Genomic DNA, 17,044 nt, shown 5'->3' with positions numbered 1-17,044 from the left:
GGTGTCAGTGGCCGTGTCAGGGCCATGGCAGGGGGGTGACAGCCCAGCCGCCGATGGTAGGTGCATGACGAGTTCAGCGATTGCAGTCTCCGGGCTGCGGAAGGCCTACAAGGACAAGGTCGTGCTCGATGGCATCGATCTGGATGTCCGTGCGGGCACGATCTTCTCCCTGCTCGGTCCGAACGGGGCGGGCAAGACGACGACGGTTAACGTGCTGACCACGTTGGTGAAGGCCGACGGTGGGACGGTACGCATCGCGGGGCACGACGCCGCCACCCAGGCCAAGGCGGTGCGCGCGGCGATCGGTGTCACCGGTCAGTTCGCGGCTGTGGACGAGCTGCTGACCGGACGGGAGAACCTCCAGCTGATGGTGGATCTCAGCCAGGTTCCCGGCAAGGACGGCAGGCGGGTGGTCACGGAACTGCTGGAGCGGTTCGATCTGGTGGAGTCGGCACAGAAGCCGGTGTCGACCTATTCCGGTGGTATGCGCCGCAAGCTGGATCTGGCGATGACGCTCGTCGGCGACCCGCGGATCATCTTCCTCGACGAACCGACGACGGGCCTGGATCCACGTAGCCGCCGCACGATGTGGTCGATCATCCGTGACCTGGTGGCCGACGGCGTGACGATCTTCCTCACCACTCAGTATCTCGAGGAAGCCGATCAGCTCGCCGACCGGATCGCCGTACTCGACCAGGGGCGTCTGGTCGCCCAGGGCACGCCCGACGAGCTCAAACGCCAGATACCCGGCACCCGCGTCCGGCTCCGTTTCACCACCGTCGCCGAACTCGATGCGGCCGCCCGGGTGCTCACCGACGCCGCCCGTGACGACGAGGCACTGGCACTGCGGGTTCCCAGCGATGGCGACACGGCCTCGCTGCGGGCCCTGCTGGACCGGCTCGACGAGTACGCGATCAGAGCCGAAGGGTTCTCCGTGCAGACGCCGGATCTCGACGACGTTTTCCTCGCCCTGACGGGCAGCCGCACCCAGGAGGTCTCCGCGAAATGAGCACCAAGTCCCACTCGATCGTCATGCTGCGTCGCAACTTCAAGCACATCACCCGTAACCCGACCTCGGTGTTCAACGCGGTCCTGATGCCGATCGTGATCATGTTGATGTTCGTCTACATGTTCGGCGACGCCTTCAGCGTCGGTGTCGACTACATCGACTACGCGACTCCCGGACTGATGTTGTTGGCGGTCTGCTACGGGCTGGGCGCCACCGCAACGGCTGTGAACTCCGACATGACGAAGGGCATCATCAACCGGTTCAAAGTCATGCACGTCTCCCGCGGTGCGGTGCTGACCGGTCACGTCGTCGCCAGCGTGCTGACCAACCTGGTCGCCATCGCGGCCCTCGTCGGAGTGGCCTTCCTGCTCGGATTCAGCCCGTCCGCAAGCCTCCTTGGCTGGCTCGGCGCAATCGGCACCATCGCGCTGCTCAGCTTCGCCGCCGGCTGGCTCACGGTCGCGCTGGGGCTTTCGGCGAAGTCCCCGGAAACGGCGGGTCTGGCATCCGTACCGCTGGTCATGCTGCCGTTCTTCAGCAGCGCGATCGTACCGGCGGACAAGATGGGGCCCGGGCTGCGGGAGTTCGCGGAATACCAGCCCTTCACGCCAATCATCGAAACTCTGCGCGGGTTCCTCAACGGGACGCCGTCCAGCGGTGACGTGATCCCCGCCCTCGCCTGGTGCGTTGGCATCGCCCTCGTCGGCTACCTGTGGGCACGCTCCACGTTCACGAAGCGAGCGTGACAGCGACCAACCGGTTCCAGTCCGTCCGACTGCCCTCTCGCGCCGCCTCTGCGAAGCTCACTTCGCCGAGGCGGCGCCGTACTTCCTGCTCGATTCGGGCCACGTCCGGCTGGGAATGATCCTGCCGTCCGCGCACGCCGCTGCTCGCGGCGAGCAGCCGGGCGGCGTGCTCGTACTGGTCGTGGCGCAGCGCCAGGTCCGCGACGCCGACGAGTACCCGCGCGATCGAGGGTGCGTGCCCTGTCTCGGTTGCCGCCTCGCAGGCCGAGGAGTGGTGTCTGCGCGCCTCACCGAGATCGTCAGCTACATAACCGAGCAGGTCGTGTGTCACCACGCGGATGTGTGCCTGCTTCGCCTCGTCGCGCAACAGGGTCGTCGCGACACCGACCTGGCGAACCACCTCTTCGGCATCGCCACTCCAGCGCGCGAGTTCCGCCTGCGACAGAGCCAGCACGGCCAACGCACCAGGCCAGGTGACCCGCGCTGCGCATCGCCGCGCCTCGGCCATGGCAGCCGCGCTGGACTTCTCATCGCCAAGCAACCAGTACAGCTGAGCCTGCCGGGACCGCATCCGGATGATGTCCTCGACGGTGCCGACCTCGGTGACGACCGCGGCCGCCTCTTCGTAGAGCTCGCACGCACCGGCGAACTCACCGCGCACGGCGATCAACTCCGCCAGCTCGGTCAGGGCGAATGAGATCCCGAACCGTTCACCGAGTGCCCGGAACTCGGCGAGCGCCGCCACGAGATGCGCGTCCACCTCCCGACCGTCCTGGCCGAGAATGATCCGCATCTTGCCGAGTTGTAACCGGGCCAGTGCGCGTACCCAGGGATCCTCGTCGTCCAGCAGCGGTTCCCATGCGGGCAGGATCGCGTCCGGGGCTCGCAACATGCGTTCCAGCGGGACGACGAGCGCCATCCCCGGGTGGCTGCCGTTGCTGCGCTGGCTGAACTCGTACGCCTTGTGGATCCACTCCGCCGCCTGGTGCTCGTCGCCCGGCCCCGAGTTGATGAAGAGCACGACGAGCGCGTACACCGTGGCCCGGATCTCGTCGCTGACCTCACCAGGCATCGCGGTAGCCGCCGTGATCAACTCCATGCCTTCGGTCCGGTGGCCACCGAGCCACCAGTACCAGCCGGCACCCGCGGCCAGCCGCATGGCCGCGTGCGCTTCGCCGGCAGCGAGGGCACCGCGCATCGCGGAACCAATGTTGTCGTGCTCGCCTTCGAGAGTGGCGAGCCATCTCACCTGGTCCGCGCGGCGAAGCTGCGGCTCCGCGGTCTCGGTGAGTTCGGTGAAGTACGCCAGGTGCGCATGCCGCGCCGAGTCCGATTCCCCCGCCTCGGCGAGGCGGTGCGCGGCGTACTCCTTGATCGTGCCGAGCATCCGGTAGCGCGGGGCTTCGCCGCCCTCGGCGACCAACAGCGACTTCTCGGCCAGTGCGGTGACCACCTCGAGTACGTCCTCCGGCTCGACCTCCTCGCCGGCGCAGACCCGCTCGGCCGCTTCCAGGCTCACCCCACCCGAGAACACCGAGAGCCGGCTCAGGACCGTCCGTTCGACGTCGGTCAGCAGCTCCCAACTCCAGTCGACCACCGCGCGCAGCGTCCGGTGCCGGGGCAGCGCGGTACGGCTGCCGCCGGTCAGCAGGCGGAACCGATCGTCGAGCCGCCTGGCGAGCTGGTCGATGGACATGGTGCGCAACCTGGCGGCGGCCAGTTCAATCGCCAGTGGCATCCCGTCCAGCGCTCGACAGATCCGCGCCATCGTCGACAGCGTGGAGGCGTCGACCGCCAGGTCCCTCCGCACCGCGCCCGCTCGGTCCCGTAGCAGTCGGACAGCCGGTGAGGTTTCGATCTCGCCCGGGTCGGCGTCGGCGTCCGGCAGTGCCAGTGGCGCGACCGGCCAGAGCGCCTCCCCAGTGATGCCGAGCGGTTCCCTGCTCGTCGCGAGGATCCGCAGTCGCCGACACTCGCCGAGCAGCCGGTCAGCGAGCACCGCCGCCGACTCGATCACGTGCTCGCAGTTGTCCAGGATCAGCAACGCCTCCCGCTCGCGGATCGCGGCGACGAGCCGGTCGACCAACTCCATGCTCGGTGGCTCGCCGAGCAGAGCGTCCCGGAGTCCGAGCCCCGCGAGGGTCGCCTGCACCACGTCACCGTCCGCGCCGATGGCGGCGAACTCGACGAGCCAGGCGCCGTCCGGCAGGTCGTCGAGCATTCTGCGCGCGGTTTCCGTGGCCAACCGGGTCTTCCCGGAGCCACCCGGCCCGATCAGGGTCGTGAGTCGGTGTTCGGCGACGAGCGCGCCGACCTGGGCAACTGCCTCGTCCTTGCCGATGAAGCTGCTCAGTTCGGCACGAAGGTTGGTCTGCCGGTTCTCCTCGCGCCGTCGTACCTCGCCCCGCAGGAGGGCGACGTGCAACGCCGACAGTTCCGGCGAGGGGTCGACGCCCAGCGCGTCGGCCAGGGCCTCGCTCGTGCGCTGATACACAAGCAGCGCCTCGTTGTCGCGGCCGCTCGCGGCGAGGGCCCGCATCAACCCGAGAGCCAGCCGTTCCCGCACCGGGTGCTCGGCCACCAGGTCAGTCAGCTCCGCCACCAACTCCGGACCGTGGCCGAGGCTGATCTCCACGTCGAAGCGGTCCTCCAGGGCGGTCAGACGCAGCCTGTCGAGTCGGGTGACCGCCGCGTCGAGCGACGGGCTGTCGGCCAGGCCGACGTCCTGCATCGCCGCACCGCGCCACAGGTCGAGGGCCTCGCGCAACCGCCGTACCCGCTGCGGGCCCTCGTCATCGCGAGCCTGGCCGACGAGGCGTTCGAACCGTACGGCGTCGACGGCGTCGGGTTCGACCATCAACCGGTAGCCGTCCGTCTGTCCCTCGATCGACCCCTCCGGCAGCGCCTTCCGGAGCCGGGAAACCAGGCGGTGCAGGGCGTTCGCCGCGTCGGAGGGTGGGTGTTCGCCCCAGATCCAGTCGACGAGGGTCCCTTTCGGGACCACGTGGCCCGGGTTGAGTGCGAGGGCGGTCAACAGCCCGCGCAGCCGCGCGCCCGGCACGTCCATGAAGGTGCCGTCGTCCCTGCGCACTTCGAATGGACCAAGCATCCCGACCTGCACCTGGCAGATCTTGCCATGGACATGAGAAGCATCCGTGTTGCCGACTCCCGCTCCGCTGGCGGCTGTCGGGCGGAGGTCGACCACGGGAGATCCTCGTGGTTCTCCTGGAACCCGTTCCGAATTGAGATGCGCGCCGGCTGGCGCACCTGTTGGATCTCGACATGGCGCATGAGCTCGTTCGTCCTCGAAAAGCCCGCCCCGGAGACCACCTCGCGGTCCTCTCGCCGTCGTTCGCCGCGGCCGGCGCCTATCCGGCGATCCACGAACAGGCAATGCGACGGCTCGCCGACCTGACCGGCCTCGTACCGGTCGAATACCCCACCACCCGCCAGGTGGGCGCGAGCGCGGCAGCGCGGGCGGCAGACATGAACGCCGCCTTCGCAGACCCCCAGGTACGCGGCATTCTCGCCGTCATCGGAGGCGACGACCAGATCACCGTCATCCCCCACCTGGACGCCGACCTGGCCCGAGCCGACCCGAAGCCGTTCCTGGGCACCAGCGACAACACCAACCTGCACCACTGGCTCTGGGGTCTCGGCATCGCCAGCTTCTACGGCGGGTCGTCCCAGGTGCATCTCGGCCCCGGGCCCGCCGTCGACGACGTCCACGCCCGGTCGCTGCGTGCGGCCCTACTCACCGGGGAACGGCTGGAGATCACCGATCCGGGTGAGTCCGAGGACATCGGCATCGACTGGGCAGACCCGCAGGCGTTGAAGTCCTTCGGCGAGCGCGAACCGACGCAGCCGTGGAGCTGGTACGGGCCGTCGCGGGCGGTCACCGGCCGCACCTGGGGTGGCTGCCTGGAGGTCATCCAGTGGATCCTGACGGCGGGACGCTTCCCGTTTCCCCCCGAGGCCCTACAGGGCGGGGTACTGCTCATCGAGACGTCGGAGGAACTCCTTCCCGCCCGCGAGGTCGGCTGGATAGTCCGATCGCTCGGTGAACGCGGTCTCCTCAACGCCGTCGACGCGGTAGTGGTCGCCCGTCCGCCGGTCTCCGACCACAACCGTCGACCTGCGGCCGACGATCGGGCACGGCTACGCGAACAGCAGCGCGACACCGTCGTCGACGTGGTGACCCGCTACAACCCCGAGGCGGTCATCTGCGTCGGCGTCCCGTTCGGCCACACCAGACCACAGTGGATCCTTCCCCACGGGGGCCCGGTCACCGTCGATGGCGTGGAACGCCGAATCTTCGCCGACTACCGATAGGAAGCCGCAGGGTATGGAGCCGACACAGACGGCGCTCATCGTGCCGATACCCGAGGCCGAGGAGGCGGTGGGCAGGTTCCGGGCATCACTCGACCGGGCCGCCTCGTGGGGCGTGCCGGCGCACGTGACAGTGCTCTACCCGTTCCTGCCTCCGCAGCGGATCACCGAGCAGGCCTTGGCCGCGCTGCGGGACACCATCGCCGGGGTGCCACGTTTCGATGTCGCACTGACGCACGTCGACTGGTTCGGTGATGCGGTCCTCTGGCTTGCTCCGCAGCCAGATCGGCCCTTCCGCGACCTCACCGGGGCAGTGTGGCGACGGTTTCCTGAGACACCCCCGTACGCCGGGGCGCACAGCGACGTGGTGCCACACCTGACCATCGGTCACGACGCCGACAAGCCCGTGCTGAACCACGCGGCGGAAACCGTCGCCGCGTACCTGCCGATCAACGCGGCCGTCGGCGGGGTCCGGCTGATCGCCGGCACACCGGACGTCAGCCCGTGGCGCACCGTCTGCGAGTTCCCGTTGGGCGCCCCTGATACGGGTCTCCAGGCGGTCTCGGCCTGACGTCGAGGCGCGGCCCGGACATCCCCGGATGCCTCGCCCGACAGGTCACGGCTTGTCGATCAGCTCGATCAACGCGGCGTCGCCCTGTCCGATGGTCCGTTGGTCGGGAGCGACTCGCACGGTGATTCGGCGGCAGCCGTCGAGTTCGACGTAGGTGCGGGGCTCGTTGGTGGTCAGTGGGATCAGCACAGCGAACCGACTCGCACGGGTGCTGCACGGGTTCGCCGGTCGAGACCCCCGCAGCGCACCCTCGATCGCCGCTCGTCGGTCCTCCGGCAGCACCGTTCCGTGCGCGAACTCGCCGAGTGGCTCGCCGTTCCCCGGCCTACTCTTCGGCACGTAGTAGACGCAGAGGCGGACCTGCTGCCCAGCGGGGAACGGCTCTGGCAGGGCACGGGCTTCACGGTCGGCCACCAAGGATGTCATGTCGACCTCGCGCTGGCTGCAACCCGCTCTGGCCGAATCGCTCTCGGCGACCGGACGGGTCGCCACGGTGGTCAGCGGCAGAGCATCGAGCGCTGCCCCGAAATCGTCCGGCAGAATGTCGTGGCAGGAATCGAGTGGTATGCCGGGCCGCATCCACCGGCCGTCCGCGTCAACGAGCGCGAGCCAGGGTGCCTCCTGCAGGACCGCTCTGCAGGCAAAGCCGGGATTATCCGGCGCGTCGGGCCGGCGGAGGGCGGCGACGAGAGCGGCGAGGGCGGTGGCGTCATCGCTACGCCGCTCCGTCAAAAGCCATTCGGACCGGACAGGAGGACGCTCCACCCCGCAGACGACGACCGCGGTGGGGATGAAGTCATCGCCGAGACGGGGCAGGGCGGCTGCTTCACTGGTCGGGACACGGAAGCCGCGCGCGACCATCTCCGGTGCGGCCTCCAGGCACGAAGTCCACCGCCCCCGATCGGCAGCCGTGTGGGGTGAAGGGACGCGGTTGAATATCTGCGCCCCTCCAACGCCCAGCCCAACGGCCACGGCCACGGCGAGCGCGGTGCTTCCGATCAGCCGCTGCCGGTGCCGGCGGACCCGCCGGGCCACCTGGACAACCCGATCTGGTGGCGGCGTCAGTGGCGGAACGGCATTGGTCAACAGGAGCCTGATGTCCTCATCTTCACGCGTCACTTCTCGACCCCCAGGCGGCGAACAGCTCAAGATTCGGATCGGTACGCAGAATCCGTAGGGCACGGAAGGCCTGCACCTTCACCGTGTTGTGCGAGCAGCCGAGCACTTCCGCTGTCCGCTGCACCGTCAGGTCCTCGACGTAGCGGAGCACCACGATCGCCCGCTGCTGCCGGCTGAGGCGGGCCAACGCGCGCCGTACCGCGTCCCGGTCGGCGGACTCGACGGCCATGTCGCCCCGTGAGGGCTCGTCCGGTGGCTGGCTCGGAACCTCACTGCGCCAGCGCCGCCGCCACCAGGAGACGTAGGTGGTGAACAACGCCCGGCGCAGGTACGCCTCGGGATGCCCGGCACTGTTGATCGTGGCCCAGCGCCGCCAGACGTCCGCCAGGACCGTCTGCAACAGGTCCTCGGCCCGCCCGGCATCACCGGTGAGCAGCCAGGCCGAACGCAGCAGTGCATTTGAGCGCCCCGCGACGAACTCGGCGAAGCCCTCCGGTGGCACCACGTCCCGAGGTCGTTGCATGTGTGTACCTCCCACCACCTGAACGCTCTGGGAGGCCGGCGAGGTTAACGCGGGAAGGGCCGGGTTCTTCGCGGTCTTGAGCGGCGCCGGGTTGCTGGCGTTGCTGGTCGCAACAACATCGAAGGCCCTGACCGGGACTGTCGTCCTGGCCAGGGCCTTCGCGCTGGAGCGGGTGACGGGAATCGAACCCGCACTGTCAGCTTGGGAAGCTGATGTTCTGCCATTGAACTACACCCGCAAGCGGCACCACTGTACCCGAGTCGTCGAGCCCGTGCACCCAGGTACCCCCGCCGGCCGCAGGTGTCCGCATACCGCACGACCCGGATCAGCCCGGGTTGATCGACTCGATTTCCTGAGAGTCGGGGCGTCCGAAGCGCCGGGACACCGCCGCTTCACGGAAGCCGAGTCGATCTTCCGGCCTTTGTCAGGCGGCCGTGCACTGGACGTCACGGCTGAGGCGGGTCGGGCGCGTCGGCGGGACGGCCAGTGGGGTGGCCACCGCCGACGGGGCGTTTGGGTCGAGCCAGACCCGCACGGCCGGCCGACCCGGCGCGAGGCCGGGAACGCCCGCGATGTGCTGCTCACGGCGGGTGAGCATCGCCACGTCGATGGTGAACTCGAAGAGCCGCCAGTCGACCTGCGGCTCGGCGCGGGCGCTCTGCGCCAGCTGCGCCACCCGGACCGGATCGGTCACCGGACGGGCCCGCCCCGCCACGTACGCCTCGTCGTCGCTCTCCTCCGCCGGGAACGAGTGCAGCGCGTAGCGGCCGTCCCGTTCGAGGTCACGACGCTTGGGCGAATCGATGATGAAGCAGAACAGCCCCTCGGCGGTGATGACCGGGGAGACCGGATGGACGCGGGGCCCGCCGTCGGCACGGACCGTGGCCAGATAGCCGAAGCCCGGCCCGTACTGCTGGAGGAGAACGCGGATCCCGTCGGCGAGTCGGGGCTCGTCGGCGGCGAATTCGGACCAGGAAGCCATGTGGGCATTCTATCGAACAAATGTACGAGCAGCGACCTCGACGCGCTGGTCACCGGCACCGAATTCGCCCGGCATACAAGACGCTATGGTGGTCCGATGCTGCTCTCCGACCGTGACCTGGTCTCCGAGATCAAGGCCGGCACGCTGGGCCTGGAGCCGTTCGAGCCCACCCTGGTCCAACCGTCCAGCATCGACGTCCGACTCGACCGGCTGTTCCGGGTCTTCAACAACCACCTCTACACCCACATCGATCCCGCCATGCAGCAGGACGACCTGACCTCGGCGGTCGAGGTCCCCGACGGCGAGCCGTTCGTGCTGCACCCCGGGGAGTTCGTGCTCGCCTCGACGCTGGAGGTCATCTCGCTGGGTGACCAGCTCGCCGGCCGACTGGAGGGCAAGAGCTCGCTGGGCCGGCTCGGGCTGCTCACGCACTCCACCGCCGGCTTCATCGACCCGGGCTTCTCCGGTCACGTGACGCTGGAACTCTCGAACGTGGCGAACCTGCCGATCACCCTGTGGCCCGGCATGAAGATCGGGCAGCTCTGCATCTTCCGGCTCTCCTCGCCGGCCGAGCACCCGTACGGCTCGGCGGTCTACGGCTCGCGCTACCAGGGCCAGCGGGGGCCGACGCCCAGCCGCGCCTGGCAGCACTGGCGCACCTGGCCCACCCGCTGAACCACGACGACGAGGGCCCGCCGCGACGGATCGCGGCGGGCCCTGTCGTCATCCGGGGTCAGCCCGGGCGGCCGTAGCTGTGGATCGGGCCGTCGTCGACCTTCTTCATCTTGACCGGCTGACCGGCCTGCGAGGCGTGCACCACCCAGCCGCCGCCGACGTACATACCGACGTGGTGGATGTCGCTGTAGTAGAAAACCAGGTCGCCGGGGCGCAGGTCGCCCCTGCTGACGTTCTTCGTGACGCGGCTCTGCGCGGCGGCGTTGTGCGGCAGCGACACGCCGGCCTTCGCCCAGGCGGCCAGCATCAGCCCGGAGCAGTCGTACGAGTTCGGACCCTCCGCACCCCAGACGTAGGGCTTGCCGATCTGGGCACAGGCGAACTTGACGGCGGTGCCTGCGGCGCCGCCGGGGTAGCTGCCCGGGCAGGGCGCGGGGCGCAGTGGGCCACCGCCGCCGTTGCCGTACACCTTGAGGCGCAGCTTCTGCAGGCGGTCGATCTCTTCGTTGATCTGCTTCTTCTTCGCCGCCAGCTGAGCTTCGGTGCGGGTCAGCTGGGCCACCATCTCGTCCAGCGGCGCCTTCTGCGCGGCCAGCTGGTCGCGCAGGTCGGCGACCTCGCGTACGTCCTTCTGCTGGTTGTGCGCGAAGCGGTCGAGCATCTCGAGCTGGCCGACCACCTCGCTGGGCGACCGGCTGCCCAGCACCGCGTTGACGGTCAAGACGTTCTCACCCTTGTAGGCGCGCGCGGCCAGGGCGCCGACCTTGTCCATCGCGGCGTCGACCTGGCGCTCCAGCGGGGCGATCCGGGCGGCCAGCGCGTCGGCCTGCTTGCGCTTCGCGGCGAGGTCGATGCGGGTGGCGTTGTGCCGTTCGATGATCGGTTCGAGCTTGTTCCAGTCGGCGTCGATCTGGCGCTCGATCTCGGCGACCGACGGGTCGGCGTGCGCCGCCGTGGCACTGCCGGTCAGCACGACGGCGATGCCGGCCAGGGCGGCGAGTGCGGTGGTGAAGCGGGACCAGCGTGGGCGCGGCACGATCGACGCCGGGCCGGCTGATGCCGACCGCTCGGACGACGGCCGCGGGGCATGGAGTGCCACCGGGGTTCCGTACTCCTTCTTCCTGACCGCCTACCGGGTTAGCTGACGGGTTCGGGCGGGAAGTCGGCGCCCTACCGCAGTGGCTGCGGATTCACCCCGAGGGACCTGGGTCCCCGGTTCGCTCGGAAACGACTCGGCGGTGTCGGTCCGTTACCGCCCGGGCTGGGCGGAGCTGCTGTCGGCCCGACGAATGACCAGAGTAGAGACGCTTGTTACCGATCCGCAACCCGCACGGCCGTGACACTCCGTACCGATTGGACGAGGTCACCGACCGTGCGTGAAGAATTCTTTCCCCAGGCTTCGATAGATGGAAAGGTATTGACCTGACCTCCCGGACGGCGCGATGGTGACCTCACCTCACTCCGCGAGAATCTAGGGGGTTCGATGCACCATCCAACCCTGTCGACCGGCTGGCGGGCACTGCTCGCCGCCGCCGTGGTCGCCGCCGCGACCACGGTGCCACTCTCCGCCGGCCCGGCCGCCGCCGCGCCCACCACCGACCGTCAGCAGCAGTACGCCGCCGCGGCCACCGAGTACGGGGTGCCGACAGTCGTGCTGCTCGGCGTCTCCTACCTGGAGTCCCGCTGGGACACCAACGCCGGCACACCGAGCACCAGTGGCGGCTACGGCCCGATGCACCTGACCGACGCCCGGCACGTGGCCGCCCTACCCGGGCGCGGTCACCACGACACCGGTGCCGAGGACCCGCGCGGCGACGACTCCCGGCCCGCCCGGGTGCCCGCGCCCCGACCGGTCGAGGCCCCCGCGCCGTCCACCGCAGCGTTGCAGACCGTGGACGCCGCCGCCACGCTGACCGGAGTCGCCCCCGAGGCACTGCGCACCGACGCGGGCCTCAACATCCGGGGTGGGGCGGCGCTGCTGAGCGCGTACCAACGGGAGCTGGACGCGCCGGTCGGTGCCGACACCGACCCGGCCGCCTGGTACGGCGCGGTGGCCCGCTACTCGGGCGCGGACAGCGCCGACGCCGCCGCGGCCTTCGCCGACGAGGTCTTCACCACCATCGGTGCGGGCCAGTCCCGGGTGACCGACGACGGCCAGCGGATCACCCTGCCGGCCCGCGCGGTGCGGCCCGAGCGTTCCTGGCTGGACCGGCTGGGCCTGCGCCAGCTGGCCCGCCCAGACGGGGTGGAGTGCCCCCGCACCATCTCCTGCGAGTGGATCCCGGCACCCTACGAGGCGTTCGGCGACGGGGACTACGGCAACCACGACCTCTCCGACCGGCCCGCCCGACAGAAGATCGAATACATCGTCATCCACGACACCGAGGCGAGTTGGGCGACGACCCTGCAACTCGTCCAGGATCCGACCTACGTCAGCTGGCACTACTCGCTGCGCTCGGTGGACGGGCACATCGCCCAGCATGTGAAGACCAAGGACGTCGGGTGGCACGCCGGCAACTGGTACGTCAACGCGAAGTCGATCGGGCTGGAACACGAGGGCTTCGCGGCGCAGGGGACCTGGTACACCGAGGCGATGTACCGGACCTCGGCGAAGCTGGTCCGGCACCTGGCGCTGCGGCTGGGCATCCCGCTGGACCGGCAACACATCATCGGCCACGACAACGTGCCCGGCACCGTCGCCTCCACCGTGCGGGGAATGCACTGGGATCCGGGACCGTACTGGGACTGGACGCACTACTTCGACCTGCTGCACGCACCCCGACTGGACACCGGCACCCCGGCCACCGGTCTGGTCCGCATCGACCCCGACTACGCCACCAACCAGCCGGCGTTCACCGGTTGCGTCACCGCCGGCGTGCCGTGCGTACCGCGTGGCTCCTCGGCGGTGGTGCTCCGGAGCGCACCGTCCGCGGACGCGCCGCTGGTCAACGACGTCGCGCTCCGCCCGGACGGCACCCCGAACACGATGGCCGTGTCCGACCACGGGGCGCGGGCATCCGCCGGGCAGACGTACGCGCTGGCCGGCAGGCAGGGTGACTGGACGGCGATCTGGTACCTCGGGCAGCGGGCCTGGTTCCACAACCCGCCGTCCGCGCCGACCGCCAGCTGGACCGTCGGCGTCGTGGCCACCCCGAAACCCGGACGGGCCACCATCCCGGTGTACGGACGGGCGTACCCGGAGCAGGCGGCGTACCCGGAGGGGGTGCCCTACCAGACGATCTCGCCGTTGCAGTACACCCTGGCCGCCGGACAGCGGTACGCCGTCGGCGCGGTGCTGGCCGGCGAGTACTACCGGGCCAGCACGTTCGACGGCTCCTCGCCCGGTGACTGGACGGTGATCCGCGGCAAGAACCGCTACGCGCAGATCCAGTTCGGCCACCGGATCATGTACGTCGACCTCGCCGACGTGCAGCTGTTGCCGTCCCCGGTGGGCGCGCCCCGCTGACAACCACGACGGCCCCCGGTCGGTGACCGGGGGCCGTCGTGTCGCGTCAGGTGGATCAGCCGGGTCTGCGGAACCCGGCGATGGGCATGGTGGTGATGCTGGACACCTGCACCGGTTTGCCGGCGCGGGGCGCGTGCACCATCTGGTTGTTGCCCAGATACAGCCCGACATGACTCAGGCCGGAGAAGAAGAACACCAGGTCACCGGGGCGGGCGTCGGCCCGCGCGATGGCCTTGCCCTCGTTCCACTGGTCACCGGTGTGGTGGGTGAGGTAGATCCCCGCCGCCTTGTAGGCGTACTGGGTCAGCCCCGAACAGTCGAACGAGTTCGGGCCGGTGGCACCCCAGACGTACGGCTTGCCGACCTTCCCGCAGGCGGTCTTGATCGCGGTACGGGCCGCCTCGCTGACCACTCCGTTGATGGTCGGGCAGGCCGCGGTCTTGACCGTGGTCTTCGGCATCGACGCCTCGAGCTGCTTGATCTCGGCGTCGATCTGCTTCTTCTTGGCCGACAGATCGTTCTGCTGCTTGGTCTGGGTGACGATCAGCGCGTCCAGCTTCTGCTTCTCGCCGTCGTACTTGGCCCGCACGGCCAGCACACCCTCGACCTCCTTGCGCTCCTGCGCGGCGAGCCGGTCGAGGATGGTGAGCTGCTCGGTGAGCGTGTCCGGCTTGGCGCTGACCAGCAGCGCGCCGATGTCGTGCGACGGGCCCGAGATGTAGTAGCGGGAGGCGAGGTCGCCGACCCGGTTGAGCGCCAGTTCGCTCTGCAGCGCCAGCGGCTCGATCTTCTTCTGCAGGTCCGCCGACTTCTTCCGGTTGACCTTCAGCTGCGCCCGAACCTTGTTGTACTGCTCGATGGTGGGCTCCAACTGCTCCCACTTCTTGTCGATCTGCGCCTCGATCTCGTCGACCGTGGGCGCGGCATGCGCCGGCGCGGTCAGTAGACCGGCGCCGACCGCAGCAGCAGCGACCAGGACCAGCACCCGATGGGCGGCGCGGCGCAGGCCACCAGAGCGAGCAGACGCAAACAGGTCGTGACGATGAGGGGGCATGGTTGCCACCGGCACCGACTCCTTTGCAACCGACCGCCGGGCGCCTCGCGTGAGGGAAGGGCCGAGGCAGACGACCCACAGCGGTCGGTGCCCCACATTAGGGAAGCGCGGAGCGGTAATCAAGGCGGGCGCAGTAACCATCACTGTCGTGCAACCGCTTGCACACCAAGGGTATTGGCCAGTCACCCAACGATTGCGGTCAATACATCGTCAAGAGTGACCACACCGAGAGGTCGTCGCCCGTCGCTGACCAGCACCATGTGCCGCCGCTCCCGACGCATGGCCAACAGCAGGTCGGCCAACGTGCGCTCCGGCGGCACCACGGCCAGCGGTCGATAGACGTCGGCCGGCACCGGCGACCGGCGACCCTGGCCCGCGTACCCGATCACGTCCTTGACGTGCACGAAGCCGAGCACGCGACGGGTCGACCGCTGCACCACCGGAAACCGGGACCGGCCCGTCCGGGTCGCCAGCACCTCCAGCGACGCCGGCGAGACGTCCTCGGCCACCGTCACCACCGTCGACCACGGTTGCAGCGCGTCCGCCGCCGTGCGGTCGTGCAGGGCCAGCGCGCCGGTGATCCGCGCGTGCTGCTCCGCGTCGAGCAGCCCCTCGGTCCGCGCCTGGGAGACCAACCCGGCCAGTTCCTCGGCGGTGAACACCGTCTTCACCGCCTCGGACGCCTCGATCCGCCACAACGCCAGCACCCGCCGGGCCGCCCATTTCATCGCGAGCAGCAACGGTTTGGTGGCCACGCAGAACGCCAGCATCGCCGGCCCCAGCCAGAGGGCGGAGACCTCCGGACCGGCCAGCGTGATGTTCTTCGGCACCATCTCGCCGACGACCGTGTGCAGAAAGACCACCACACCCAGGGCCAGCACGAACGCCACCGGGTGCACCGCCCGCTCCGGCAGGCCGGCCGCGTGGAACGGCGGCTCCAGCAGGTGCGCCAGCGCCGGTTCGGCGATCGCCCCCAGCCCCAACGAGCAGACCGTGATGCCGAGCTGCGCGCCAGCGATCATCAACGGAATCTGGTTCATCGCCGACAACGCCCAGCGGGCCCGTTTCGACCCGGCGGCCAACGGTTCGATCACCGTCCGACGGGACGCGATGAGCGCGAACTCGCTGCCCACGAAGAACCCGTTGCCGAGCAGCAGCAGCACTGTCACCAACAGCTCAGTCATCGTCGTCCGGATCCGCCGGGCGCACCACCCGGACCTGCTCGATCCGGTGCCGCTCCACCTCGACCACCGTGAACTCCCACCCGTCCGCCTCGACCGTCTCACCGGCGAGCGGGATGCGCCCGAGCTGGGCCATCAGGTACCCGGCCAACGTCTCGTACGGCCCCTCGGGCAGCCGGAAGCCGGTCTGCTCTGCCAGCTCGTCGGAGCGGAGCACCCCGTCGACCAGCACGGTGCGCTCCCCGCCTGGCACTGTCAGCTCGGCCGACCCGTCGTCGTCCACGCTCGCCGGGTCGAACTCGTCGGCGATCTCCCCGACCAACTCCTCGACGAGATCCTCGACGGTCACCACACCGTCCGTGCCGCCGTACTCGTCGACCACGATGGCCAGGTCGGCCCCGGCCGCCTTGAGCGCGGCCAGCACACCGTCCAGGTTGAGGCTCTCCGGCACGTACACCGGCTCGCGGGCCACCGAGCCGACGGTCGTCGACGCCCGGTCGGCCAGCGGCACACCCAGGGCGTCGGGCACGGCGGCCACGCCGGTCACCAGGTCCAGGGTCTCCTCGTACACGGGGAACCGGGTCCGCCCGGTCCGCCGCGACTCCTCCAGCAGCTCGGCCACCGTGGCGGTGACGCGCAGCGCGACCACGTCCACCCGGGGAGTCATCGCCTCGGCGGCCCGTTTGTCACCGAAGCGGATGGTGCGACGTAGCAGCATCGCGGTGTCAGTGGGCAGCGCGCCGGCCCGCGCCGAGATGCCCGCCAGCAGGCCCAGTTCCTCCGGCGAGCGGGCGCTGGCCAACTCCTCCTGCGGCTCCACACCGAGCGCCCGGACCAGGCGGTTCGCCGAGCCGTTCAACCCTCGGATCAACCAGCCGAACGTCCGGGAGAACGCGTGCATCGGGCCGGCCGTGGCCAACGCCGCCGGCATGGGCCGGGCCAGCGCCGCGTTCTTCGGCACCAACTCGCCGAACAGCATGGAGATCAGCGTGGCCAGGGCCAACGCGAGGAACGGGGTGATCCGCCCGGTGTTGTCGCCGGCGATCGGGCGCAGCAACGGGGCGAAGAGCCGGGCCAGGGCCGGCTCGGCCAGGTAGCCGGTGAGCAGCGCGGTGATGGTGATGCCGAGCTGCGCCCCGGAGAGCTGGAAGGAGAGTTCGCGCAGCGCCGCGCGTACCGTCCGGGCTGCCTCGTCGCCCGCGACGGCCCGCCTGTCGATCTCCGCCCGATCGACAGTGACCAGGGCGAACTCGGCCGCGACGAAGAACGCGTTGCCCGCGGTCAGCGCTACGAAACCGACCAGGGGCAACAACGTCGTCAAGAGTAGGCCGTCGATGTCGCCTCACCTCGGCGAGATTCTTGCACGACGACGGCGGCCCGCAGGGGCCG

Annotated in this window: 14 protein-coding genes, 1 tRNA gene and 1 riboswitch; of the genes, 6 read left to right on the top strand and 9 right to left on the bottom strand. The window is 69.8% G+C overall.

Annotated elements, in window-relative coordinates; translation table 11 throughout:
- Positions 1–64: 64 nt before the first annotated feature.
- Together QSK15_RS01180 and QSK15_RS01175 are read left to right on the top strand one after the other, a co-directional pair.
- Positions 65–1,009, top strand: coding sequence for an ATP-binding cassette domain-containing protein (locus QSK15_RS01180; RefSeq protein WP_285792501.1), 945 nt, complete (start codon positions 65–67; stop codon positions 1,007–1,009).
- The gene (locus QSK15_RS01175; protein ID WP_285792500.1) at positions 1,006–1,755 is read left to right on the top strand and encodes an ABC transporter permease; all 750 of its coding nucleotides are present in this window, start codon (positions 1,006–1,008) and stop codon (positions 1,753–1,755) included. Before QSK15_RS01180 ends, QSK15_RS01175 begins: the two co-directional genes overlap by 4 nt.
- Here QSK15_RS01175 and QSK15_RS01170 read toward each other — a convergent pair.
- On the bottom strand, positions 1,739–4,876 hold the full coding sequence (locus QSK15_RS01170) for an ATP-binding protein (protein WP_285794292.1): 3,138 nt from the start codon (positions 4,874–4,876) through the stop codon (positions 1,739–1,741). The genes QSK15_RS01175 and QSK15_RS01170 overlap by 17 nt on opposite strands.
- Positions 4,877–5,148: 272 nt before the next feature.
- On the opposite strand from QSK15_RS01170, the gene QSK15_RS01165 reads away from it, so the two are divergent.
- Both QSK15_RS01165 and QSK15_RS01160 read left to right on the top strand, forming a co-directional pair.
- Positions 5,149–6,087 carry an LD-carboxypeptidase gene (locus tag QSK15_RS01165; RefSeq protein ID WP_285794291.1) on the top strand — a complete coding sequence of 313 codons (939 nt, stop codon included), beginning with the start codon at positions 5,149–5,151 and terminating at the stop codon, positions 6,085–6,087.
- A 13-nt stretch (positions 6,088–6,100) separates the two neighbouring features.
- Positions 6,101–6,655 carry a 2'-5' RNA ligase family protein gene (locus tag QSK15_RS01160; RefSeq protein WP_285792499.1) on the top strand — a complete coding sequence of 185 codons (555 nt, stop codon included), beginning with the start codon at positions 6,101–6,103 and terminating at the stop codon, positions 6,653–6,655.
- Between the two features lie 45 nt (positions 6,656–6,700).
- Here the strand turns inward: QSK15_RS01160 and QSK15_RS01155 are convergent, their stop codons facing one another.
- From QSK15_RS01155 to QSK15_RS01140, 4 genes are all read right to left on the bottom strand, one after another.
- Positions 6,701–7,774: a hypothetical protein gene (locus tag QSK15_RS01155; RefSeq protein ID WP_285792498.1), complete on the bottom strand. Its 1,074-nt coding sequence runs from the start codon at positions 7,772–7,774 to the stop codon at positions 6,701–6,703.
- Positions 7,764–8,297 (bottom strand): SigE family RNA polymerase sigma factor, encoded by a 534-nt coding sequence (locus QSK15_RS01150; RefSeq protein ID WP_285792497.1) that lies wholly within the window; start codon positions 8,295–8,297, stop codon positions 7,764–7,766. The genes QSK15_RS01155 and QSK15_RS01150 overlap by 11 nt, the downstream gene beginning before the upstream one ends.
- A gap of 164 nt (positions 8,298–8,461) precedes the next feature.
- A tRNA-Gly gene (locus QSK15_RS01145) sits at positions 8,462–8,535 on the bottom strand.
- A 186-nt stretch (positions 8,536–8,721) separates the two neighbouring features.
- Positions 8,722–9,279 (bottom strand): pyridoxamine 5'-phosphate oxidase family protein, encoded by a 558-nt coding sequence (locus QSK15_RS01140; protein WP_030332010.1) that lies wholly within the window; start codon positions 9,277–9,279, stop codon positions 8,722–8,724.
- A 96-nt stretch (positions 9,280–9,375) separates the two neighbouring features.
- Here QSK15_RS01140 and dcd point away from each other — a divergent pair, with 96 nt between their 5' ends.
- Complete coding sequence (dcd, locus tag QSK15_RS01135) at positions 9,376–9,954, top strand: dCTP deaminase (protein ID WP_285792496.1); 579 nt, start codon at positions 9,376–9,378, stop codon at positions 9,952–9,954.
- 58 nt (positions 9,955–10,012) lie between these two features.
- On the opposite strand, the gene QSK15_RS01130 is transcribed toward dcd, so the two are convergent.
- Positions 10,013–11,053 carry a C40 family peptidase gene (locus QSK15_RS01130; protein ID WP_285792495.1) on the bottom strand — a complete coding sequence of 347 codons (1,041 nt, stop codon included), beginning with the start codon at positions 11,051–11,053 and terminating at the stop codon, positions 10,013–10,015.
- A gap of 13 nt (positions 11,054–11,066) precedes the next feature.
- A riboswitch (cyclic di-AMP (ydaO/yuaA leader) is annotated at positions 11,067–11,202 on the bottom strand.
- 235 nt (positions 11,203–11,437) lie between these two features.
- Here QSK15_RS01130 and QSK15_RS01125 point away from each other — a divergent pair.
- Complete coding sequence (locus tag QSK15_RS01125) at positions 11,438–13,420, top strand: N-acetylmuramoyl-L-alanine amidase (RefSeq protein WP_285792494.1); 1,983 nt, start codon at positions 11,438–11,440, stop codon at positions 13,418–13,420.
- Positions 13,421–13,475: 55 nt separating this feature from the next.
- Here QSK15_RS01125 and QSK15_RS01120 read toward each other — a convergent pair whose 3' ends face one another.
- The 3 genes from QSK15_RS01120 to QSK15_RS01110 all read right to left on the bottom strand — a co-directional run bounded on the left by QSK15_RS01120 (position 13,476) and on the right by QSK15_RS01110 (position 16,964).
- Positions 13,476–14,489 (bottom strand): C40 family peptidase, encoded by a 1,014-nt coding sequence (locus tag QSK15_RS01120; protein WP_279519523.1) that lies wholly within the window; start codon positions 14,487–14,489, stop codon positions 13,476–13,478.
- A gap of 167 nt (positions 14,490–14,656) precedes the next feature.
- Positions 14,657–15,658 (bottom strand): hemolysin family protein, encoded by a 1,002-nt coding sequence (locus QSK15_RS01115; RefSeq protein ID WP_285792493.1) that lies wholly within the window; start codon positions 15,656–15,658, stop codon positions 14,657–14,659.
- Positions 15,651–16,964 carry a hemolysin family protein gene (locus tag QSK15_RS01110; protein WP_285794290.1) on the bottom strand — a complete coding sequence of 438 codons (1,314 nt, stop codon included), beginning with the start codon at positions 16,962–16,964 and terminating at the stop codon, positions 15,651–15,653. The genes QSK15_RS01115 and QSK15_RS01110 overlap by 8 nt, the downstream gene beginning before the upstream one ends.
- Between the last annotated feature and the right edge of the window lie 80 nt (positions 16,965–17,044).

Origin of the sequence: Micromonospora sp. NBRC 107095 (genome assembly GCF_030269705.1) — a bacterium.
In the GTDB taxonomy this organism is placed as follows: domain Bacteria; phylum Actinomycetota; class Actinomycetes; order Mycobacteriales; family Micromonosporaceae; genus Micromonospora; species Micromonospora parva.
Note: the sequence above shows the minus strand (reverse complement) of the source record. Positions and strands in the feature narration are given on the sequence as shown.